This is a genomic window from Coralloluteibacterium stylophorae, from assembly GCF_018122625.2.
GTDB classification, from domain to species: Bacteria; Pseudomonadota; Gammaproteobacteria; order Xanthomonadales; family Xanthomonadaceae; genus Coralloluteibacterium; species Coralloluteibacterium stylophorae.
This window is the reverse complement of record NZ_JAGQFT020000003.1, coordinates 312,514-332,512: the sequence shown is the minus strand read 5'-3', so window position 1 is coordinate 332,512 and position 19,999 is coordinate 312,514. Positions and strand designations below refer to the sequence as shown.

Below are 19,999 nucleotides of genomic sequence, written 5' to 3'. Positions count from 1 at the left end.
CGCGTGCGGTCACTCGACGCGGCGGACCTTGAAGGTGGTGCCGTAGTCCTCGACCTGCAGGTACCAGCCGCTGATCATGCCGGGCTTGATCGTGACCCTGGGGTTCTCGATCGGTCGGACCGTCAGCGTTTCGCTGCCGGTACGCTCCCACACCTGACCATTCTCCAGATGGAAGAAGCCCGGCCCGCGCACGCCGGTGAACGTACCCGGCAGGCTGCTTTCGATCGGCTCGCGGCTGTCGCGCTCGAACAGGCCGCGCCGCTCCTCCTTGTCCTGCGCCAGCGCCTCCTCGCGGACCTGCTCCTCGCGCAGTCCGAATTCCCTGCGCAGCCAGGCGTCGAGGCTGGCGCGTTCCTGCGGGGACAGCTTGTCGAGTCCGGCGGCGGCGAACTCGTCGGACGACATCTCGCCCTCGAGCGTGAACTGCTGGGCGCCGGCGGCACCGGCGGCGAACGCGAACGACAGGGCCAGGGAAACGGAAAGCAGGCGGCGCATTGGCGGCGGTTCCACTCGGTGACGGATGTTCTAGTGTAGTCGCCGCCCGAGCCCGCGAAACGTCTTCCGCCCCGATGCCACCCTCCGCGCCAGCTTCCTCGCCGTTCGCCGCCTGGCGCGCACAGGCCGCCGCGGACGCGCTGCCGCCGACGCTGGCGGCGCGTCTCGATGCGGCGCCGGCGGCCGCGCCGGATGCGGAGACGGAACTGGCGACTACGCTCGACCTGCTGCAGCAGCTCGCCGCGGATCGCGAGGTGCTGGCCGCGGCGATCCTGCACGCGCGGCCGGAGCTCCAGGACACGATCCCTGCGCTCGTCGCGGACATGCCGGCGCTGCCGGCCCTGCTCGAAGGCCAGCGCGCCGCGGGCCGGGTCTGGGACCTGCATGCCGAGCACGCCGAGTCGGGCGCGGAAGGCCTGCGCCGGCTGCTGATGGCGATCGTGCGCGACCTGCGCGTGCTGCCGATCCTGCTCGCGCGCCAGCTCGCGCGCATGCGCGCGGCCGCCGCGCTGCCCGAGGAGGCGCGCACGGCGCTCGCCCGGCTCACCGCCGACATCCACGCCCCGTTGGCCAACCGCCTCGGCATCTGGCAGCTCAAGTGGGAGCTCGAGGACCTCGCCTTCCGCTACCTGCAGCCGGAGACCTACCGCAACATCGCCCGCCTGCTCGACGAGAAGCGCGCCGCCCGCGAGACCTGGATCGAGGACGTCAAGCAGCGCCTGCGCGAGGCGCTGGCCGAGCAGGGCGTGCGTGCGGACGTCGCCGGACGGCCGAAGCACATCTTCAGCATCTGGAAGAAGATGCAGAAGAAGAACCGGCCGTTCGGCGAGCTCTACGACATCCGCGCGGTGCGCGTGCTGGTCGATGACCTCGGTGCCTGCTACACCGCGCTCGGCGTGGTGCACGCGACCTGGGTGCCGATCCCCAGCGAGTTCGACGACTACATCGCCAAGCCGAAGGGCAACGACTACCGGTCCCTGCACACCGCCGTGGTCGGGCCGGAGGGCAAGACCCTCGAGGTGCAGATCCGCACCCACGAGATGCACGCCCAGGCCGAGCTCGGCGTCGCCGCGCACTGGCGCTACAAGGAGGGCGGCGGGCGCGGCAGCCGCGCGGCGGAGTTCGAGCGCAAGGTCGCCTGGATGCGGCGGCTGCTCGACCCCAGCGACCAGGAGGCCACCGCGACCGGCGACGACGGCGCGCTCTTGGCCGGGCTGTCGACCGAGCTGGTCGAGGACCGGACCTACCTGCTCACGCCCAAGGGCGAGGTCATCGATCTGCCGCGCGGCGGCACCGTGCTCGACTTCGCCTACCACGTGCATACCGAGGTCGGGCATCGCTGCATCGGCGCCAAGGTCAACGGCCGCATCGTGCCGCTGGACTTCGCCCCGGCCAGCGGCGACCGGGTCGAGATCATGACCGGCAAGGTGTCCTCGCCGCGCCGCGACTGGCTGGTCGCCGCCAACGGCTACCTGGTCAGCGCGCGCTCGCGCGACAAGGTCCGCGCCTGGTTCCACAAGCTCGACCGCGCGCGCAACGTCGCCGCCGGGCGCGACCTCCTGGATCGCGAGCTGCGCCGCCTGGCCCTGCTGGGCGCGGACCTGGCGCCGGTGCTGCCGCGGTTCCATGCGGACTCGGTGGACGACCTGCTGGTGCTGGTCGCGCTCGGCGACGTCGGTCCGAGCCAGATCGGACGTGCCCTGCACGAGCATGCGCAGGAGCAGGCCGCGGCCGCGAAGGGCGAGGCCGCGAGGGCGGAGACGGGATTGCCCGAGCGTCGGGTGCGGCCGCCGCGGCCTTCGGACCGTTTCACCGTCGAGGGCGTCGGCAACCTCCTGACCCAGCTGGCGCGATGCTGCCAGCCGGTGGCCGGCGATCCGATCGTGGGCTACCTCACCCGCGGACGCGGAGTCAGCATCCACCGCGAGAACTGCCCGGCGCTGCTGCGGCTGGCGGCGCGCCATCCGGAGCGGGTCCTGCCTGTCGACTGGGGGCTTCGTGGCATGTCGAGCTACAGCGCCGACGTGCTGGTCCGCGCCGTCGACCGCAAATGGCTGCTCAAGGACCTGTCCAACCTGATCGCGCAGGAGGGCGCCCACGTGCTCGGCGTCAACACGCGCGTGGACGACGGCCGCGGCCGCGCCGAACTGCGCTTCACCCTGAAGGTGAGCGACTACGACCAGCTCGGCCGCCTGCTCGGCAAGCTCGCCTCCGTGCCGGGCGTCACCGAGGCGCGCCGCAGCGTCGAGACCCGCTGAGGTCGGAGCATGGTGAAGCCGTATTCATGGCGCGCGGCTATGCTCGACGGGATGCAGCCCCGCCTCCTGCCCGCAGTGCCGTGAACGAACGCCGCGAACCGCGCATCGGACGCCATCCGGCCTCCGAGGACTTCGACGATCTCCACCGCCGCCCGCGCGCCGCCGGCGGCGGGCGCCAGGTCCGCCGCCGGCAGCGCGCGGGCGGAGGGCCGTGGCTTGCGCTCGCGGCGGTCGTCCTGGTGGCCGGGGCGAGCACCCTCTATCTCTGGCGCGAGCCGATCTCGGCGCGGCTGTTTCCCGAGCCGCAGCAGAACCGGTTGCTGGGCCAGGCCGATGCGGCCCTCGCCGAGGGTCGGCTGAGCGCGCCCGATGGGCGTGGCGCGCGCGAGCTCTACACCGCCGTGCTCGCCCTGCAGCCCGACCACCGCGAGGCGCGGGACGGCCTGCGCCGGGTCGGCGAGGCGGCGCTGGTGCGCGCCCGCGAGGCCCTGGCCCGCGACGACGTAGATGCCGCGCGCGATGCGCTCGCCCTGGCACGCTCGCTGGCCCTGCCCGCCGCCGAGCTGCAGCCGCTCGACGAGGAACTGCGCCGACGCGATGCGCAGGGGCAGGATACGGCGGCGAGCCTGGAGGCGGCACGCGACGCCCAGCGCGCCGGACATCTGGCCGGTGGCGACGACAGCGCGCTGGCGCTGTACGAGGACGCGCTGCAGGACGATGGCGCCAGCGCGGTCGCGGCCGCCGGGCGCAACGAGGTCCTTGCCGGTCTGCTGCAACAGGCGGAGACCGAGATGGCGGCCGGCGACCTGCCGGCGGCCGAGGCGCTCGTGGAGCGGGTGGCGGAGGCCGACCCGGCCCATGTCGGCCTGCCGGCGGCGCGCGCGCGTCTGGCGGAGCTGCAGCAGGCCCAGAACCGCGAAGGCACGCGTTACTTCCGCAGCGCCGACCAGGCCCTGCAGGCCGGCCACCTCGATCGCGCACGCGCCGGCTACGAGAACGCCCGCGATGCCGGCGGCGATGCCCGGCGCGCCGCCCGCGGGCTGGCGCGGGTGGCGGCGGCCTATGCCGCGCGCGCCGAACGTGCGGCCGCCGACTTCCGCTTCGACCTGGCCGAGGCCGAGCTCGCCGCCGCGCGCGAACTGGCGCCGGACCTGCCGCGCCTGCGCGAGGCCGAGCAGCGGGTGCTGCGTTCCCGCGCGCGGGGCGAGGACGCGGCCGCCGTCGCCGGCGCCGATCCGCGCCGGGTCGACGACCTGCTCGAGGACGCGCGGCGGGCGATGCGCAACGGCGATCTCGTCGACCCGCCCGGCGACAGCGCGTTCGACAAGCTGCGCGCCGCGCAGGCCGCAGCGCCGGACGACCCGCGCGTGGCGCGTGCGCTGGCGGACCTGCGCCCCGCGGCGATCCGCTGCTACGAGAACGAACTCACCGCCAACAGCCTCGGCCGCGCCGCCGCCTGCCTCGATGCCCTAGTGACCCTGGATCCGGGCGATCCGCGACTGCCCGGCTGGCGCGACCGCCTCGCCGCGCGCTACCGGGCGGTGGCCGAGGAACGGCTCGGCGCGGGCGAACTCGGCGCGGCGCGGCGCGCGGCCGACGCCGCGCGCCAGCTCGATCCCGACAGCAGCGCGCTTCCCGCGCTGTACGCGCGGCTCGAACAGGCCGCGCCGCTGCCCGGGCGCTGACCGCCCGCGCGTCTCAGTCCAGCGCAGCGCCCAGCGCGCGCCGCGCGGCGTCGAACGAGAAGTGGCGCTCCACGTTCGCCAGCGCGCCCGTGGCCAGGTGCGTCCACTGTGCGGGATCGCGGTACAGCTCGACCACGGCGGCGGCGAAGGCCTCGGCGTCGTCGGCGATGCGCACGTCGACGCCGTCGGTGAGATGCATGCCCTCGGCCGCGCAGGAGGTGGCGACCACCGGCTGCCCGTGCGCCATGGCCAGGTTGACCTTGCCCTTGACCCCGGCACCGAAGCGCAGCGGGGCCAGGCCGATCCGGCAGTCGTCCATGAAGGGCACGATGTCCTCGACGAAGCCATGGACGCGGATGCCGTGGCGGCCATCCAGTGCGCGCACGGGTTCCGGCGGTTCGGCGCCGATCAGGTGCAGGCACACCCCCGGCAGCGCCGCATGCACGCGCGGCATGATCTCGTCGCCGAGCCAGAGCGCCGCGTCGATGTTCGGCGGGTGGCGGAAGCCGCCGACGAAGACCAGGTCGCGGCGTTCTCCGTACCCGGGGCCGGCGCCGGCGACCGCGTGCACGTTGGACAGGATCTCCACGCGCGCGTCCGGCAGCTCGCGCGCGAGCAGCGCGCGCTCGATGTCGCTGACCACCCAGGTCAGGTCGGCCCGGCGCACCAGCTCGAGTTCGCGCCGGCGCGTCGCCTCGGCCGCGCGCAGGGCGGCGGCGTCGCCCGCGATCTCGGCGCCGCGGCGCTCGCGCAGGTAGTGCAGGTCGACGGTGTCGAAGATGAAGCGCGCATCGGGCGCGTATCGGCGGGTGAGCGGCAGCAGGCTCTCGGCGACGTAGTGCCGGCAGGCGATCACCGCGTCCAGGTGCCGGCCGTGGCGCCGGAACCACGCAGGTACGCCCTCCAGCCATGGTTCGCTCCAGACCTGCACGCCGAGATCCTCCAGCGCGCGCGCGTAGTCGCCGCCGTTCCAGCCGTTGGCGGCGAAGAAGGTCACCGCGTCGCCGCGCTCGCGCAGCAGGCGCATCAGGTTGACCAGGCGCAGCGATCCCGAGTCGCGGTCGGGCTGCGGCGTCGCGGCGTCCACGACGAGCACGCGGCGGTGCGCGCGCCAGTCGGCGGCGACTTCGGGTTCGGTCCCGGCGGGGGCGTGCCGCGCCGCGAGCACATCGCGCCAGCGCGCGTGGAAGCGCTCCTGGTTCACGACCTGGTAGGCCTTCATCCCGTGCTCGAGCGAGGTGCCGGCGCTCGCACCCTCGAAATGCACGACGGTCGCCCGCGGCTGGTAGAGCACCCGCCGGCCCGCGGCGCGCACGCGCATGGCGAGGTCCGAATCCTCGTAGTAGGCCGGCGCATAGCGGACGTCGAAGCCGCCCAGCTCGACGAAGAGCGCGGCGGGGATCGCCAGCGCCGCGCCCGAGACGTAGTCGGTATCGCGCAGGTGCGTGTAGGGCGGAGCGTCGGGTGAATCGAAGCGCCCGAAGTTCCAGCCCTGCCCGTTGGCGAACAGGATCCCGCCCGCCTCCTGCAGGCGCCCGTCCGGATACACCAGCCGCGCGCCCGCGATGCCCGCGCCGGGGACGGTGTCGAGGGTGTCCACCAGCGCATCCAGCCAGCCCGGTTGCGGTGCGGTGTCGTTGTTGAGGAACACCAGCACGCGGCCGCGCGCCAGTGCCGCACCGGCGTTGCAGGCGCCGATGAAGCCCTGGTTCTCGGCCAGCGCGTGCAGGCGCAGGTGTGCGGTGCCGGCCAGCGTCGCCCGCGTCGCGTCCGGCGAGGCGTCGTCGACCACGATGACCTCGAACCGCGTCCGCGCCGGCGCCGACAGCGCACGCAGGCAGCGCAGGGTGTGGTCGAGCTGGCCGTGCACGGGGACGACGATGCTCGCCAGCGGCGCCGCGCCCGGGTCGGGCAGGGCGATCGGCGCATCGCTGGCGGGCAGCCACAGCGCCGCCGGCACGACCTTCGCCGGCGGCCGGAACTCGCGGACGATGCGCGCCAGGGTGCCGCGCAGGCCGCGCGCGCGCAGGCTGCCGCGGGTCCGGTGCCAGGCCGAGCGCATGCGCGCGCGCAGGTAGAGCAGGCCGCTGCCGATCCGGTTCATCGCGCGCCAATGCCCACTGAACCGCGGTCGCGGACACAGGCGCCGACGGCGCGGGGTGGGCTGCTAGACTCGCGCGGGTTCAAGACGTCTCCGGTCGTGCTGTTCGGGATCGCCGCGCGCAAGGCGGAGTTCGTGGGGGCGCCGGAGCCCGACGCCGCTTGCCGACCCCAATCGATCCGCTAGTTTCGCATCCCGTGCCCAAGAAAACCGCATCCGCGCCCGCACCGGGCGCTCCCGCCTGGAGACGGTGGGCGGTGTACGCCGTCCTCGCCGCAGCCGGCCTCGTGCTGGGCGCGCTGGTCCCCTACGTTTCGCATCTCGACGCCCAGGTGCGCGCGCGCTTCGACGCGCTGACCTGGCAGGTGCCGACCCGCGTGTACGCGCGGCCGCTGGTGCTGGCGCCGGGGCTGGCGATGGACGCGGAGACGCTGGAGCTGGAGCTCGGCGCCTCCGCCTATCGCGCCGAGGCCGGCGCCGCCTCGCGCGGCAGCTATGCGCGCGAGGGCGGACGCTTCCGCATCGCAAGCCGCGGCTACGTCGATGTCGACGGCCGCGTTCCCGCGCGCGGCATCGTGATCACGCTCGCCGACGGCCGCGTCGCCTCGCTGGAGGACGCCGACAGCGGCGAGGCGCTGCGTGCCGCGCGCCTGGATCCGGCCCGCATCGCCACGCTCTACGGGCAGAAGCAGGAGGAGCGGCGCCTGGTGCGGCTCGAGGACGTGCCGGAGCTCATGATCACCGGCCTGCAGGCGGTCGAGGACCGCGACTTCAGGACCCACCACGGCATCGACCTCGGCGGTATCGCCCGCGCCATGCTCGCCAACATCCGCTCCGGCGACGTGGTCCAGGGCGGCAGCACGATCACCCAGCTGCTGGCGCGCAGCGGCCTGCTCGGCATCGGCCGCGAGCAGACCCTGACCCGCAAGTTCAACGAGGTGCTCTACGCGATCCTGATCGAGGCGCGCTACGACAAGCGCACCATCCTCGAGGCCTTCCTCAACCAGGTCTATCTCGGCCAATCCGGCGGGCAGTCGATCCACGGCATCGCCGCGGCCTCGGAGTTCTGGTTCGGGCGCCAGCCTGATGCGCTGCGGCCGCAGGAGGTCGCCCTGCTGATCGGGATGATCAAGGGGCCGTCCTACTACGATCCGCGCCGGCATCCCGAGCGCGCGCGCGGGCGCCGCGACATCGCGCTGCGGATGATGGCCGAGACCGGCCTGCTCTCCGCCGACGAACTCGAGCGCGCGCTGGCGGCACCCCTGGGCATCACCGCGCGGCCCGGCGTGGCGGCGGCCAACCGGTATCCGGCCTTCGTCGACCTGGTCCGCCGCCAGCTCGCCGACGACTACCCGGCCGATGCGCTGCGCGGCGCCGGCCTGTCGGTCATGACCGCGCTCGCGCCGTCCGCCCAGGCCTATGCCGAGCGCGCGGTCGACGAGGTACTGCCGACGGTCGAGCGCAAGGACGGCCCGGCGCTGCAGACCGGCATGGTCGTCACCGACACCCACTCCGGCATGGTGGTCGCCGCGGTCGGCAACCGCCACGTTGACGAGCCCGGCTTCAACCGCGCCATCGACGCCAGGCGCCAGGTGGGCTCGCTGCTCAAGCCCTTCGTCTACCTGCTCGGCCTGGTGCAGCCGGGACGCTATTCGCTGGCGACCATCGTCGACGATGCGCCGATCGACCTGCGCCTGCCCAACGGCAGGCTGTGGTCGCCGGCGAATTCGGACAACCGCAGCCACGGCCGCGTCCGCCTGATCGACGCGCTCGCCCACTCCTACAACCAGGCCACGGTGCGGGTCGGCCTCGACGTCGGCGCCGAAGGACTGGCGGTCCTGCTGCAGCGCCTGGCCGGCGCCGATGCGACCGCGAACCCGTCGCTGATCCTCGGCGCGGTCGACCTGAGCCCCTACGCGATGGCCCAGCTCTACCAGTTCCTCGCCTCCGGCGGCGAGGTGCAGACGCTGAAGGTCGTGCGCGGCGTCCTCGATGCCGAAGGCCAGGCGCTGACCCGCTACGACACCGCGCCGGCGCCGGCGACCGAAGGCGACGCCATCGCCGCGCGCCTGGTGACGGTGGCGCTGCAGACCGCCGTCACCAGCGGTACCGGGCGGCGACTCGTCGCCGACGGCCTCGGCCGCCTGCAGCCCGCGGGCAAGACCGGCACCTCTAACGACGGCCGCGACAGCTGGTTCGCCGGCTGGACCGGGGACCATCTCGCGGTGATCTGGGTCGGCAACGACCAGAACCAGGCCGCCGGGCTGTACGGTTCCACCGGCGCGATGCGCCTGTGGTCGGCGCTGTTCTCGGAGCTGCCGAGTACGCCGCTGACCGTCGGCGGCGAGGGCATCGAATGGGCCTGGGTCGCCGAGGGCGAAGAGGCCACCACCGAGCAGGACTGCCCGGGCGCGCGGCGCCTGCCCTTCGTCGCCGGCTGGACCCCGGAACGCCATCACGGATGCGGCCTCGACCGCGTGCGCGACTGGTTCGGCATGGGCGAGGATGGCGACGACGGCTTCGACCCCAGCGCCTGGCAGCGGCAATGACCACGATCCTCCCGGAGCGACGCATGACCGGCTACCGCATCTCTTCCTGCTTCCTGCTCGCCGGCCTGCTGGCCGCCTGCGGCCAGACCGCGCAGGGTCCGGCCGCCCCCGCCGCCGAGCGCCCCGCGGTCGCCCCGCAGGCGCTGCTGGCGGAGGTCAGGACGGCGGGCAGCGGCGCGGTGGACGCGTTCGACGTGCAGCCGCTGCGCGATCCGCAGGTCGAGGACCTGCTGCAGTCGGCCTCGCGGCTGGAGGAGCAGGGCGATGCCGCCGGCGCCGCGGCGCGTATCGACCAGGCGCTGGCGATCGCCGGGCACGATCCCGAGATCCTGCAGCGGCGCGCCGAATATGCGCTGCTGCTCGGCGACTGGAGCCTCGCGCAGCAGTACGCCGCGCGCAGCTACGAGACCGGGCCGCGGCTCGGCCCGCTGTGCCGGCGCAACTGGACCACCATGCGCCTGGTCTACGAGCACGCGCAGGATCCGGCCGCGGCCGCGATCGCGCGCGACAAGGTGGGCGAGTGCACGGTGGAGCCGCCGGTCCGGATGTAGCCGGCGCCTTGCGTGTGCCCATGCCCGGTGCGGCTCCGGTGAACACCGGTCACGCGGCGCACCGCCGATGAACCTGGCCCGCGATGTCGATGCCGCGCTGGCGGACGGGGGCGCGCTGGCGCAGGGGATCGTGGGCTACGCGCCGCGCGCCGCCCAGCAGCGGCTGGCCGCGACCATCGCCGCCACCATGGAGGCGCGCGCCGAGCTCGTGGCGGAGGCCGGCACCGGCACCGGCAAGACCTACGCCTATCTGGTGCCGGCCCTGCTGTCGGGACGCCGCACCATCGTCTCCACCGGCACGCGTGCGCTGCAGGACCAGCTCTTCCACCGCGATCTCCCGCGCGTGCGCGCCGCCCTCGGCAGCGGGGTGCGCGCCGCGCTGCTCAAGGGCCGCGCCAACTACTACTGCCACTACCGCGCCCAGCGTGCGCGCGGCGAGCGTTCCGCGACGCGCGAGGCCGGCGCCCTGCTGGGCCGGGTGATCGCCTGGGCCGGCGGCAGTCGCAGCGGCGACCTGTCGGAGTTCGACGCCCTGCCGGAGGATTCGCCGCTGTGGGGCCAGGTCACCTCCACCGCCGAGAACTGCCTCGGCGGCGAGTGCCCGTTCTGGGCCGACTGCTTCGTGGTCAAGGCGCGCGCCGAGGCGCAGGCGGCGGACCTGGTGGTCGTCAACCACCACCTGCTGCTGGCCGACCTCGCCCTGCGCCAGGAGGGCTTCGGCGAGATCCTGCCCGGGGCCGAGGCCTTCGTCCTCGACGAGGCGCACCAGTTGCCCGAGCTGGCGGCGCAGTTCTTCGGCGAGGGCGTGAGCGCGCGCCAGCTGAGCGGCCTCGCCCGCGACGCCACGGCCGAATGCGCCGAGGTGCCGTCCGCGCTGGCCCTCGTGCAGGCGCCGGCACGCGCGCTCGAACAGCGCGTGCGTGAGCTGCGGCTCGCCCTGGATCCGCTGCCGCCGCGCGGCACCGCCGCCCGCGCGCTGGCGCAGCCCGATGCCGCGCCGGCCTTCGACGCCCTGCTCGAGGCGCTGGCCGCGCTCGAGGCGGCGCTGACCGGCCTGCGCGACGCATCCCCGGGTTTCGCGGGCTGCGCCGCGCGCGGCAAGGACCTGCGCCGCCGCCTGTTGCGCTGGACCGGCCGCGAGGAGACCGCGGACGCGGAGATGCCCAATCCGGAGGCGCCGGTCGCCGCGGCGGCGGGCCCGGTGCCCGACGTGCGCTGGTACGAGCTGTCGCGGCACGGGCTGCTGCTGCAGCGCACCCCGCTCGATGTCGCCGCGCCGCTGCGCGCGTTCCGGGCCAGGACCCATGCCGCGTGGATCTTCACCTCGGCCACGCTCTCGGTCGCCGGCGGCTTCGAGCACATCAGCCGCCGGCTCGGGCTGGATGCGCCGCGCACGCTGCTGGAGGCCAGTCCCTTCGACTGGCCGCGGCAGGCGCTGTGCTACCTGCCGCGCGGCCTGCCCGACCCCGGCCAGCGCGGCTTCACCCACGCCATGGTGGCGGCGGTGCGGCCGGTGCTCGAGGCCTCCGGCGGGCGCGCGTTCCTGCTGTTCACCTCGCACCGCGCGCTGCGCGAGGCGGCGGCGCTGCTCGAGCACGCGCCGTGGCCGCTGTTCGTGCAGGGCAGGGCGCCGCGCCACGTGCTGCTCGACGGTTTCCGCCAGTCCGGCAACGGCGTGCTGCTCGGGGCGGCGAGCTTCTGGGAGGGCGTCGACGTCGCCGGCGACGCCCTGGTGGTGGTGGCGATCGATCGCCTGCCGTTCGCGGCCCCGGACGACCCGGTGCTGGAGGCGCGCCTGGAGGCGGTCCGCCGCGAGGGCGGCAATCCCTTCTTCGACGAGCAGCTGCCGAACGCCGTGATCGCGCTCAAGCAGGGCGCCGGCCGCCTGATCCGCACGCATGCCGACGCCGGCGTGCTGGTGCTGTGCGACCCGCGGCTGAGCGCGCGCGGCTACGGCCGCACCTTCCTCGACAGCCTGCCGCCGCTGCCGCGCACGCGCGACCTCGACGCGGTGCGCGGCTTCCTCGCCGAGCGTGCGCCGCCGCCGGAGGTGGAGGACCCGGTCCTGCGCTTCTGGAGCAGCTTCGAGCCCGAGGCCTGACCGCGCCGCACGCCTGCGCGCCGGAAGACGGGGCGAGGTGCCGGTAGACTTCGCGCTCGTCCGCTGCCCCCGCGTGCCCATGAAGCTCCTCGCCATCGAGACCGCAACCGAAGCCTGCTCGGTCGCCGTGGCCGTGGACGGCGAGGTGGTCGAGCGCTTCGAAATCGCGCCGCGGCGGCATGCGGAGCTGGTGCTGCCCTGGGCCGATGCGCTGCTGGCGGAGACCGGCCTGCGCCGCCGCGACCTCGATGCCATCGCCGTCGGCCGCGGGCCCGGCGCCTTCACCGGCGTGCGTCTGGCGATCTCCCTGGCGCAGGGCATCGCGCTGGCGCTGGACCGCCCGGTGGTGGCGGTATCGACGCTCGCGACGCTGGCGATGCGCGCTCCGGCGCCGGCGGCGGGACCGGTGCTCGCGGCGATCGACGCGCGCATGGGCGAGGTCTACGTCGCCGCGTTCGCGCGCGACGGCGAAGGCCTGCCGCAGGCGCTCGGGCCGGAACGGCTCGGCGCACCCGGCAGCGTGCCGCTGGAAGACCTGCCGTGGGCCGCCGCCGTCGGCTCCGGCCTCGCCGCGGGCGAAGGCGCGCTCGCAGCGCGCCTGCGCGCGGTCGCCTTCGACCCCACGGCCATGCCGCATGCCGCGGACCTGGCGCGGCTCGCGGCCGCCGCCTGGGCGCGCGGCGAGGCGCTCGCACCCGAGCGGGTGGAGCCGGCCTACCTCCGCGACAAGGTCGCCCTGACCCAGGCCGAGCAGCGGGCGCGGCGCGGCTAGTCGGGCTTGAGGGCCGGCGTGCCGTTGAGCGGGAGCGCGCGGCCCGTGCGCGCGTTGCGGCTCAGCAGCAGCGGGTAGGTGAGCGCCTTGAGCGCGAGATCCCGCGTCGCCGGATCCACGGCGGGACCTGCCGGAACCGCAGTCGGGGCGGACGCCCCGGCGTCCGCTACGGTCAGTCGATCCAGCTGCGCCGCCCGGGACGCGGCGGGAGCCGGCGGCGTCTGGCTGGTCTGCGGCGCACTCGCGCAGCCGGTCACCGCGCCGCTGCAGATGATGGCGAGTGCGGTCGTGATGGTGAGGGCCTGCATGGCGTGCGCTCCTTGCGGTGACGGTTGCAGCCTACCGGTGGGCCGCTGCCGGTTCTACGGGACCGAAGCGTGCAGGCGCTGCGCGAACAGCCATGCCCACAGCTCCGGTGTCGCATAGGCCGGATCCCAGGCGTTGTGGTTGGCATCGGGGAACTCGGTATAGCGCACGTCTGCGCCGGCGGCGCGCAGCGCGTCGGCCATCCGCCGCGACTGCGCCGGGGGGACCACGTCGTCCTGCGCGCCATGGAAGATCCAGCTGGGAATGCCGCGCAGGCGCGACGCCGCGGCGGCGAAGGGGTCGGGCGCCCCGGCGACGGCCTCGACGGCGAGGTCGTCGCGCCCCGGCGGATTCGTGAGCCCGCCGCAGACCGGCGCCAGCGCCGCGAAGCGCTGCGGATGGTCGAGGGCGAGCGCCCAGGTGCCGTAGCCGCCGCGCGACATTCCGGTGAGATAGGTGCGCGCCGCGTCCCCGCCGAACTCGCGCGAGGCCGCGTCCAGCGCCGCCAGCGCAACGCGCGCGACGTCGCCGTCCCACGAGCGGCCCCGCGGCGACTGCGGGAACACCACCAGCGCGGGGAACGCGTCCGCGTGCGCACGCAGGTAGGGGCCGAGGCCCGCTTCGGTCTGCGCACGGTTGTCGTCGCCGCGCTCGCCGGAGCCGTGCAGGAACAGGACCACCGGCAGCGGTTCCCGGCGCTGGCCCGGCACGAAGACCTGGTAGGCGTGGTCGACGCCGTCCACCTCGACGCTCCGCGTCACGAAGCCTGCCGCGGGTTCCGGCCTCACCGCCGGAGCACAGCCGGACAGGGCGGCGGCGAGCAGCAGGAGCGGGACGAGCAGGAGGCGATGCATGGGCGGCAATCCGGTCGATCAGAGGGCAGGCGGGCGCGGTTCACTTCAGCAGCAGCACGGTGCCGAGCCCGAGGAAGGCGAAGAAGCCCAGCGCGTCGGTCACCAGGGTGACCACGATGCTGCCGGCGATGGCGGGATCGATGTTGAGGCGGCGCATGACGACCGGGATCGACACGCCGGCCGCGGCCGCGCAGGCGAGGTTGATCACCATGGCGCTGGCGATGGCCAGCGCCAGCATGCTGCTGTGGAACCACAGCCCGGCGACCACGGCCACCACCAGGGCCCACAGCACGCCGTTGAGCAGGCCGACCGTGATCTCCTTGACGAGCAGGGTGCGCACGTTGCCGCCGCCGAGCTGGCCGAGGGCGAGGCCGCGTACGGTCAGCGTCATCGCCTGCAGGCCGGCGTTGCCGCCCATGCTGGCCACGATCGGCATCAGCACCGCCAGCGCCACGACCTGCTCGAGCGTCGACTCGAACAGGCCGATGATCGAGGCCACCACGAAGGCCAGGGTCAGGTTGATGCCCAGCCACAGCGCGCGCCGGCGCATCGCGCGCAGCGGCGAGGCGAACAGGTCCTCGTCCTCGTCGAGGCCCGCGGCGCCCAGCGCGCGGTGCTCGGCCTGCTCGCGGATGATGTCGACCACGTCGTCGATGGTGATGCGGCCGAGCAGGACGTTGTTGCCGTCGACCACCGGCGCCGAGATCCAGTCGTGGTCGGAGAAGGCATTGGCGACGTCGTTGGCCGAGGTGTGCACCGCGATCGCCGGCTGGTCCTCGTCGAGCAGGGTGTTGACCGGCGTCGACGGCTCGCGCGTGAGCAGGGCCGAGAGCGCGACCTGGCCCAGGTACTGGCGGCGGCGGTTGGCCACGTACAGGCGGTCGGTGTGTTCGGGCAGCTCGCCGCGCAGGCGCAGGTAGCGCAGGACCACGTCGACGGTGGCATCGGCGCGCACGGTGACCACGTCCGGGTTCATCAGGCGGCCCGCGGTGTCCTCGGGATAGGCCAGCGCCTGCTCGAGTCGCTCCCGGTTCTCGCGGTCCATCGAGCGCAGGACCTCCTCGGTCACCGCCTCGGGCAGGTCGTCCATCAGCTCGACGAGGTCGTCGATGTCGAGGTCCTCGAGCGCGGCGACGATCTCCTCCGGATCCATCTCCGCGATGAGGCTCTCGCGCACGTCGTCGCCGACGTGCAGCAGCACCTCGCCGTCGTCCTCGGTGTCGACCAGGCCCCAGACCACGTTGCGGCGGGTCGGCGGCAGCGACTCCAGCAGGTTGCCGATCTCGGCCGGGGAGAGCGTGTTCACCAGCCGTCGGACCGGGCCGAGGCGACCGCTGTCGAGCGCATCCGAGAGCATGCGCAGCTGGTGCGCGGTGCGGGTCTGGCGGGTGGTCTCGGCCATGGGCTCTCCAGTGATGCGGGCATTATCCGGGAGCGCCGCCCGCGCGCGAAGTGACGAAGGCGGCCGCCGGCCATGCCGTATGGGCGTGGCGCGTCGTCCCGCGCCGCCCTATCCTCCGCGCCGATGACGATGCTCGCCCGGATCCGCCGCCACCGCACCGCCCTCGCTGCGGCGCTCTGCCTGCTCGGCGTCGCCGCCTGCAAGCCCGACACCACACCGCCGGACGCGGTCTTCGCCCAGCCCGGCGTGGTGTTCACCCTCTCGCCGCCGCAGGCGCCGGACTGCCGCCCGGAGTCGCTCTACCAGGGCACGATCAGCTGGTCGCTCAGCGGCCGCGGCCCCACGCGTCTGGAGATCCGCGTCGACAGCCGCGGCGGCCCGGAGTTCCTGAGTACCTCGGATCCCGAAGGCAGCCAGGACACCGGCGAGTGGATCCGCCCGGGCATGTGGTTCCTGCTGGTCGACAGCGCGAGCGACACGGTGCTGGCGACGCTGCGTGCGGGGCCGAAGCCCTGTCCGGCGGCCGGCGCGTCGGCAGACGCCGCGACCTGAAGGACGCCGAGCGGCTCAGGCGGCGTTGACCGCGGCCAGCCAGCGCAGGATGGCGCTGCGCTCGCGGCCCCGCAGCAGCGCCGGCGCGCGCCGCCGCAGTGCGGCCAGGTCGGTAGCGCGGACCACCTGGCGGACCTCGAGCAGGGTGTTCGGATGCAGGCTGAAGGCCTCCAGGCCGAGCGCCAGCAGCAGGCGCGTATAGCGGGGATCGGCGGCCATCTCACCGCAGACCGAGACCTCGACCCCGCGGCGGCGGCCGACCGCGATCACCTCGCGCAGCACGCGCAGGATCGCCGGGTGCAGCGGCGAGTACAGGTCGCCCAGCGCCTCGTTGTCGCGATCGGTGGCGAGCAGGTATTGGGTGAGGTCGTTGGTGCCGACGGAGACGAAATCGAGCAGGTCGGCGAAGCCGGGGAAGGCCAGCGCCGCCGAGGGCACCTCGATCATCGCGCCCACCGGCAGCCGCGGACGGAAGGCGTGACCTTCCTCGCGCAGGCGCTCGGCCTGCCGGCTCAGCAGCATGCGCACCGCGGCGATTTCCTCGCGCGCGGTCACCATCGGGATCAGCACGCGCACCGGGCCGTAGCCCGAAGCGCGCAGGATGGCGCGCAGCTGGGTGCCGAACACGGTCGGATGCGACAGCGACAGGCGCACGCCGCGCACGCCGAGCGCGGGGTTGGGCTCGCCGCTCATGACCAGGCCGGTCTCGTCGGCCTTGTCGGCGCCGAGGTCGAGCGTGCGGATGGTCACCGGGCGCCCGTTCATGCCGAGCACGAGGTCGCGGTAGGCGAGGAACTGCTCCTCCTCGTCCGGCAGCTCCCTGCGGCCCAGGAACAGGAATTCGGTGCGGTACAGGCCGACGCCGTCGGCGCCCAGCGCATGCGCCTCGGTCACGTCCTCGTGCGACTGCGCGTTGGCGTAGAGCAGGATGTCGGCGCCGTCGCGGGTGCGCGAGGCGGCCGTGCGCAGGCGGTCCAGCGCGCGCCGCTCGCGCGCCAGCGCCTTGCGCCGCTTGTGATAGGCGCGCAGGTCGGCGGCGTCCGGCTCGACCACCACCTCGCCGGCCTCGCCGTCGACCAGCATGGCGTCGCCTTCGTTGATCCGCAGCAGCGCCTCGTGGGCGCCGACGATCAGCGGCAGGTGCAGGCTGCGGGCGAGGATCGCGGCGTGCGAGTGTTCGCTGCCGCCGGCGGTCACCACCGCGACCACGCCGCGCGCCTGCAGCTGCGCGAGCTCGGCCGGGGCGACCAGGTTGGTCACCAGGATCTCGCCGGCCAGTCCCTGCGCCGCGTCGTCCGGCGATTCGTGGAGTGCGGCATGGACGCGGCCGATGACGTGGTCGAGGTCCTCGACGCGGCTGCGCAGGTAGTGGTCGTCCATGCGCTCGAACACCGCGGCGACGCGGTCGCGGTGCACGCGCAGCGCGTAGTCGGCGGAGCAGCGGTCGTCGCGGATCAGGGCGTCGAGATGCGGCAGCAGGTCGGGATCGTTGAGCAGCATCGCGTGGAGGTCGAGGAACTCGCCGACCTCGCTCGCGTAATCGCCGTCGAGCCGCTGGCGGACGGAGATCAGCTCGTCGCGCGCCTGCGCGACCGCCGCGTGCAGGCGCGCGGTCTCGTCCTCGACCCGGTCGGCCTCGATGCGTGCGTCGGAGATCTCGAGCGCGTGCGGCTCGCGGACGCGGGCGCGACCGAGGACCAGCCCGCGGGAGACGCCGTGGCCCGCGAACGCGCTACGCATCGGCACCCCGGGCCCGCAGCATCAGGATTCCTCGTCGAAACCGCGCGCGAACAGGTCGGCGGCGGCGTCCATGGCCGCGGCTTCGTCCTCGCCATCCAGGCGCAGGGTCACGGTGCTGCCTTGGCCGGCGGCCAGCAGCATCACGCCCATGATGCTCTTGCCGTTGACCGTGCGGCCCTTGGCGGTGATCGCGGCGTCGGCCTTGAAGCCCGACAGCAGCTGGACCAGTCGCGCGGCGGCGCGCGCGTGCAGGCCGAGCCGGTTGACGACGGCGACGTTCTTCTCGATCACGGGCGACCCCCGGCGGTGCGAGGGTGGGCGGGGACGGGATCAGGCGTCATCGAGGATCACTCCGGTGCGGGCGCCCGCCGCGGCGATGCGGGCCAGTTCGTCGAGCTCGGTCTCGGGATAGTTGAGCGTGCGCAGCAGCATCGGCAGGCCGAGCCCGGCGATGCGGTGCGCCGGGGTGCCGAGCCGCGCGAGCTGCGCCGCGAGACGGCTGGGCGTGGCGCCGTAGACGTCGTTGAGGATGAGCACGCCGTCGCCGCTGTCGACCCGGCGCAGCGCACCGCTGGCCTGCGGCAGGCTGCTGTCGGCATCGGCGTCGAAGGGCACCTCGAACGCCTCGACCCGCAGCGGAAGCTTGCCCAGCAGGCGTTCGGCGACCGCCAGCAGCGCGCCGCCGATGCCTTCGTGCGTGACCAGGAGGATGCCGACTGCCATGCCGGCAAGGGTAGCAGGTGGATCATGTCGCGACGGCGTCGAAGTCGCCGTCGCGATGCCGACGGGCGCTACTCCAGCTCGCGGTGGAAGGTCACCACGTCCTCGCGTCCCTGTTCGCGCAACCAGCGCGCCATCGCCTCGGCGAGGTAGACCGAGCGGTGCCGGCCGCCGGTGCAGCCGAAGGCGATCGTGAGGTAGCTGCGGGTCTCGTTCTCGAAGCGCGGCAGCCAGGCACCGACGAAGGCCTGGACCTGGCCGAGGTAGTCGCAGGCCGCGGTCTCCTGCTCCAGATACTCGCGCACCGCCGCGTCGCGGCCGGTGAGCGGGCGCAGGCGTGGGTCCCAGTGCGGGTTCGGCAGGCAGCGCGCGTCGAAGACGAAGTCCGCGTCCGCCGGCACGCCGTGGCGGTAGGCGAAGGATTCGAACATCAGCGACAGGCCGGGGCGGCGGCGCATGCTGACCTCGGTGAGCACGCGCCGGCGCAGCTGGTGCACGTTGAGGTCGCTGGTGTCGACGATCTCGTCGGCGATCGCGCGCAGCGGCCGCAGCAGCTCGCGCTCGGCGGCGATCGCATCGGCCAGCGCCAGGCCGCCGTGGCTCAGCGGGTGCCGGCGCCGGGTATCGGAGTAACGCTTGAGCAGGGCCTCGTCGGAGGCCTCGAAGAACACCAAGCGGTGGTCGAAGCCGGCCGCGCCGAGGGCGCTCAGGATCGCGCCGACCGCGTGCAGGTCGTCGCTGCCGCTGCGCGCGTCGATGCCGACCGCCAAGCCGTCCTGTGCGCGTTCCTCGCCGGCGACGCTGGCCACGTACTGTCCGAGCAGGGCCAGCGGCAGGTTGTCGGCGCAGTACAGGCCGACGTCCTCCAGGGTGTTGAGCGCCACCGACTTGCCGGCGCCGGACAGGCCGCTGACGACGATGAGGGTGGGGCGCGATGCCGCCTCGCTCTCGATGGGGTGGCTCACGAACCGCTCCGCTGCAGGAAATGGGTGTGGCGCGCCATGAACGCCGCCGCCGGATCGATGCCCTTGCTGCGCAGCAGGTGCACGCGCACCGCCGCCTCGGTCAGCACCGACAGGTTGCGGCCGGCCATGACCGGCAGGGTGATCAGCGGCACGTCGAGGTCGAGCACGCGGCGCGTGCTGCTGTCGCCGGTCAGGCGCTCGATGCCGTCGGCCGAGGCGTCGATGGGCTTGCCCAGGTGCACCATCAGGCGCAGGTACTTGTTCCGCTTGACCGCGGTGTCGCCGAACATCTCGCGGATGTTGAGCACGCCCAGGCCGCGGACCTCGAGCAGGTCCTGCAGCAGGTCGGGGCAGGTGCCGTCGAGCACGTCCGGCGCGATCTGGGTGAACTCGGGCGCATCGTCGGCGACCAGGCGGTGCCCGCGCGTGACCAGCTCCAGCGCGAGCTCGCTCTTGCCGGAGCCGGAGTCCCCGGTGATCAGCACGCCGATGGAATAGATCTCCATGAACACGCCATGCAGCGTGACCCGCGGCGCGAGCGTGCGCGCGAGGTGGTACTGGATGTGGTTGAGCAGTTCGTGGCCGCGTCGCGGCGACAGCCACAGCGGCGTGTCGGATTCCTCGGCGGCCACCTGCAGGTCGGAGGGACAGGCCTGGTTCTTGCTGATCACGATCGCCAGCGGACGGAACTGGAAGATCTTCTCGATCGTCTCCCAGCGCTGCCGCGCGTCGAGCGCATCCAGCCAGGTCAGCTCCTCGCTGCCGAGGATCTGGACCTTGTTCGGATAGATGACGTTGAGGTAGCCCGACAGCGACGGGCGCCGCGAGACGGTCTCCGCCGCCTCGAGCACGCGGGTCTCGCCGCGCTGGCCGGCGACCCAGCGCAGCATGAGGCGTTCGCGCAGCTGGTCGAACAGTTCGAGTGCGGTGATGCGGGCACCGGCCATC

At 74.0% G+C, this 19,999-nt stretch carries 17 protein-coding genes; 7 read left to right on the top strand and 10 right to left on the bottom strand.

What is annotated here, in order from left to right:
* Window positions 1-9: 9 nt before the first annotated feature.
* Complete coding sequence (locus KB893_RS06380; RefSeq protein WP_211926285.1) at window positions 10-495, bottom strand: hypothetical protein; 486 nt, start codon at window positions 493-495, stop codon at window positions 10-12.
* A gap of 74 nt (window positions 496-569) precedes the next feature.
* On the opposite strand from KB893_RS06380, the gene KB893_RS06375 reads away from it, so the two are divergent.
* Window positions 570-2,753 (top strand): RelA/SpoT family protein, encoded by a 2,184-nt coding sequence (locus KB893_RS06375; protein WP_211926284.1) that lies wholly within the window; start codon window positions 570-572, stop codon window positions 2,751-2,753.
* A gap of 80 nt (window positions 2,754-2,833) precedes the next feature.
* The gene (locus KB893_RS06370; RefSeq protein ID WP_213173558.1) at window positions 2,834-4,438 is read left to right on the top strand and encodes a hypothetical protein; all 1,605 of its coding nucleotides are present in this window, start codon (window positions 2,834-2,836) and stop codon (window positions 4,436-4,438) included.
* A 13-nt stretch (window positions 4,439-4,451) separates the two neighbouring features.
* Here KB893_RS06370 and KB893_RS06365 read toward each other — a convergent pair whose 3' ends face one another.
* Complete coding sequence (locus tag KB893_RS06365; protein WP_211927563.1) at window positions 4,452-6,542, bottom strand: glycosyltransferase; 2,091 nt, start codon at window positions 6,540-6,542, stop codon at window positions 4,452-4,454.
* Between the two features lie 194 nt (window positions 6,543-6,736).
* Here KB893_RS06365 and mrcB point away from each other — a divergent pair, with 194 nt between their 5' ends.
* The 4 genes from mrcB to tsaB all read left to right on the top strand — a co-directional run bounded on the left by mrcB (window position 6,737) and on the right by tsaB (window position 12,512).
* Window positions 6,737-9,088: a penicillin-binding protein 1B gene (gene mrcB / locus KB893_RS06360; protein ID WP_211927564.1), complete on the top strand. Its 2,352-nt coding sequence runs from the start codon at window positions 6,737-6,739 to the stop codon at window positions 9,086-9,088.
* Window positions 9,085-9,639, top strand: coding sequence for a tetratricopeptide repeat protein (locus KB893_RS06355; protein ID WP_211927565.1), 555 nt, complete (start codon window positions 9,085-9,087; stop codon window positions 9,637-9,639). The genes mrcB and KB893_RS06355 overlap by 4 nt, the downstream gene beginning before the upstream one ends.
* A gap of 67 nt (window positions 9,640-9,706) precedes the next feature.
* Window positions 9,707-11,740 carry a DNA repair helicase YoaA gene (gene yoaA / locus KB893_RS06350; protein WP_213173557.1) on the top strand — a complete coding sequence of 678 codons (2,034 nt, stop codon included), beginning with the start codon at window positions 9,707-9,709 and terminating at the stop codon, window positions 11,738-11,740.
* Between the two features lie 79 nt (window positions 11,741-11,819).
* On the top strand, window positions 11,820-12,512 hold the full coding sequence (gene tsaB / locus KB893_RS06345; RefSeq protein WP_211927641.1) for a tRNA (adenosine(37)-N6)-threonylcarbamoyltransferase complex dimerization subunit type 1 TsaB: 693 nt from the start codon (window positions 11,820-11,822) through the stop codon (window positions 12,510-12,512).
* On the opposite strand, the gene KB893_RS06340 is transcribed toward tsaB, so the two are convergent.
* From KB893_RS06340 to mgtE, 3 genes are read right to left on the bottom strand one after another with little or no spacing between them, the layout of a single operon-like run.
* Window positions 12,509-12,820: a hypothetical protein gene (locus tag KB893_RS06340; protein WP_211927642.1), complete on the bottom strand. Its 312-nt coding sequence runs from the start codon at window positions 12,818-12,820 to the stop codon at window positions 12,509-12,511. The genes tsaB and KB893_RS06340 overlap by 4 nt on opposite strands.
* A gap of 54 nt (window positions 12,821-12,874) precedes the next feature.
* A complete protein-coding gene (locus KB893_RS06335; protein ID WP_211927643.1) occupies window positions 12,875-13,672 on the bottom strand; it encodes a carboxylesterase family protein in 798 nt (265 codons plus the stop codon).
* A 40-nt stretch (window positions 13,673-13,712) separates the two neighbouring features.
* Window positions 13,713-15,074, bottom strand: a complete 1,362-nt coding sequence (gene mgtE, locus KB893_RS06330; RefSeq protein WP_211927644.1) for a magnesium transporter — start codon at window positions 15,072-15,074, stop codon at window positions 13,713-13,715.
* Window positions 15,075-15,203: 129 nt separating this feature from the next.
* Here mgtE and KB893_RS06325 point away from each other — a divergent pair, with 129 nt between their 5' ends.
* Window positions 15,204-15,626 (top strand): hypothetical protein, encoded by a 423-nt coding sequence (locus KB893_RS06325; protein WP_211927645.1) that lies wholly within the window; start codon window positions 15,204-15,206, stop codon window positions 15,624-15,626.
* 15 nt (window positions 15,627-15,641) lie between these two features.
* Here the strand turns inward: KB893_RS06325 and ptsP are convergent, their stop codons facing one another.
* From ptsP to hprK, 5 genes are all read right to left on the bottom strand, one after another.
* Window positions 15,642-17,366 carry a phosphoenolpyruvate--protein phosphotransferase gene (ptsP, locus tag KB893_RS06320; RefSeq protein ID WP_211927646.1) on the bottom strand — a complete coding sequence of 575 codons (1,725 nt, stop codon included), beginning with the start codon at window positions 17,364-17,366 and terminating at the stop codon, window positions 15,642-15,644.
* A 21-nt stretch (window positions 17,367-17,387) separates the two neighbouring features.
* Window positions 17,388-17,657 carry an HPr family phosphocarrier protein gene (locus KB893_RS06315; protein ID WP_211927647.1) on the bottom strand — a complete coding sequence of 90 codons (270 nt, stop codon included), beginning with the start codon at window positions 17,655-17,657 and terminating at the stop codon, window positions 17,388-17,390.
* A 39-nt stretch (window positions 17,658-17,696) separates the two neighbouring features.
* Window positions 17,697-18,089 (bottom strand): PTS sugar transporter subunit IIA, encoded by a 393-nt coding sequence (locus KB893_RS06310; protein WP_213173556.1) that lies wholly within the window; start codon window positions 18,087-18,089, stop codon window positions 17,697-17,699.
* A 68-nt stretch (window positions 18,090-18,157) separates the two neighbouring features.
* Entirely contained in the window at window positions 18,158-19,006 is an 849-nt protein-coding gene (rapZ, locus tag KB893_RS06305; protein WP_213173582.1) for an RNase adapter RapZ, read from the bottom strand.
* A 41-nt stretch (window positions 19,007-19,047) separates the two neighbouring features.
* Window positions 19,048-19,998, bottom strand: coding sequence for an HPr(Ser) kinase/phosphatase (gene hprK, locus KB893_RS06300; RefSeq protein WP_211927879.1), 951 nt, complete (start codon window positions 19,996-19,998; stop codon window positions 19,048-19,050).
* Window position 19,999 lies beyond the last annotated feature (1 nt).

Excerpts from the sequence above, each read along its gene's own strand:
- tsaB (WP_211927641.1), top strand. The coding sequence starts at position 11,820 with ATGAAGCTCCTCGCCATCGAGACCGCAACCGAAGCCTGCTCGGTCGCC.
- mgtE (WP_211927644.1), bottom strand. The coding sequence starts at position 15,074 with ATGGCCGAGACCACCCGCCAGACCCGCACCGCGCACCAGCTGCGCATG.
- KB893_RS06355 (WP_211927565.1), top strand. The coding sequence starts at position 9,085 with ATGACCACGATCCTCCCGGAGCGACGCATGACCGGCTACCGCATCTCT.
- KB893_RS06325 (WP_211927645.1), top strand. The coding sequence starts at position 15,204 with ATGCTCGCCCGGATCCGCCGCCACCGCACCGCCCTCGCTGCGGCGCTC.
- KB893_RS06380 (WP_211926285.1), bottom strand. The coding sequence starts at position 495 with ATGCGCCGCCTGCTTTCCGTTTCCCTGGCCCTGTCGTTCGCGTTCGCC.
- KB893_RS06375 (WP_211926284.1), top strand. The coding sequence starts at position 570 with ATGCCACCCTCCGCGCCAGCTTCCTCGCCGTTCGCCGCCTGGCGCGCA.
- KB893_RS06310 (WP_213173556.1), bottom strand. The coding sequence starts at position 18,089 with ATGGCAGTCGGCATCCTCCTGGTCACGCACGAAGGCATCGGCGGCGCG.
- ptsP (WP_211927646.1), bottom strand. The coding sequence starts at position 17,366 with ATGCGTAGCGCGTTCGCGGGCCACGGCGTCTCCCGCGGGCTGGTCCTC.
- hprK (WP_211927879.1), bottom strand. The coding sequence starts at position 19,998 with ATGGCCGGTGCCCGCATCACCGCACTCGAACTGTTCGACCAGCTGCGC.
- KB893_RS06335 (WP_211927643.1), bottom strand. The coding sequence starts at position 13,672 with ATGCATCGCCTCCTGCTCGTCCCGCTCCTGCTGCTCGCCGCCGCCCTG.
- KB893_RS06340 (WP_211927642.1), bottom strand. The coding sequence starts at position 12,820 with ATGCAGGCCCTCACCATCACGACCGCACTCGCCATCATCTGCAGCGGC.
- yoaA (WP_213173557.1), top strand. The coding sequence starts at position 9,707 with ATGAACCTGGCCCGCGATGTCGATGCCGCGCTGGCGGACGGGGGCGCG.
- KB893_RS06365 (WP_211927563.1), bottom strand. The coding sequence starts at position 6,542 with ATGAACCGGATCGGCAGCGGCCTGCTCTACCTGCGCGCGCGCATGCGC.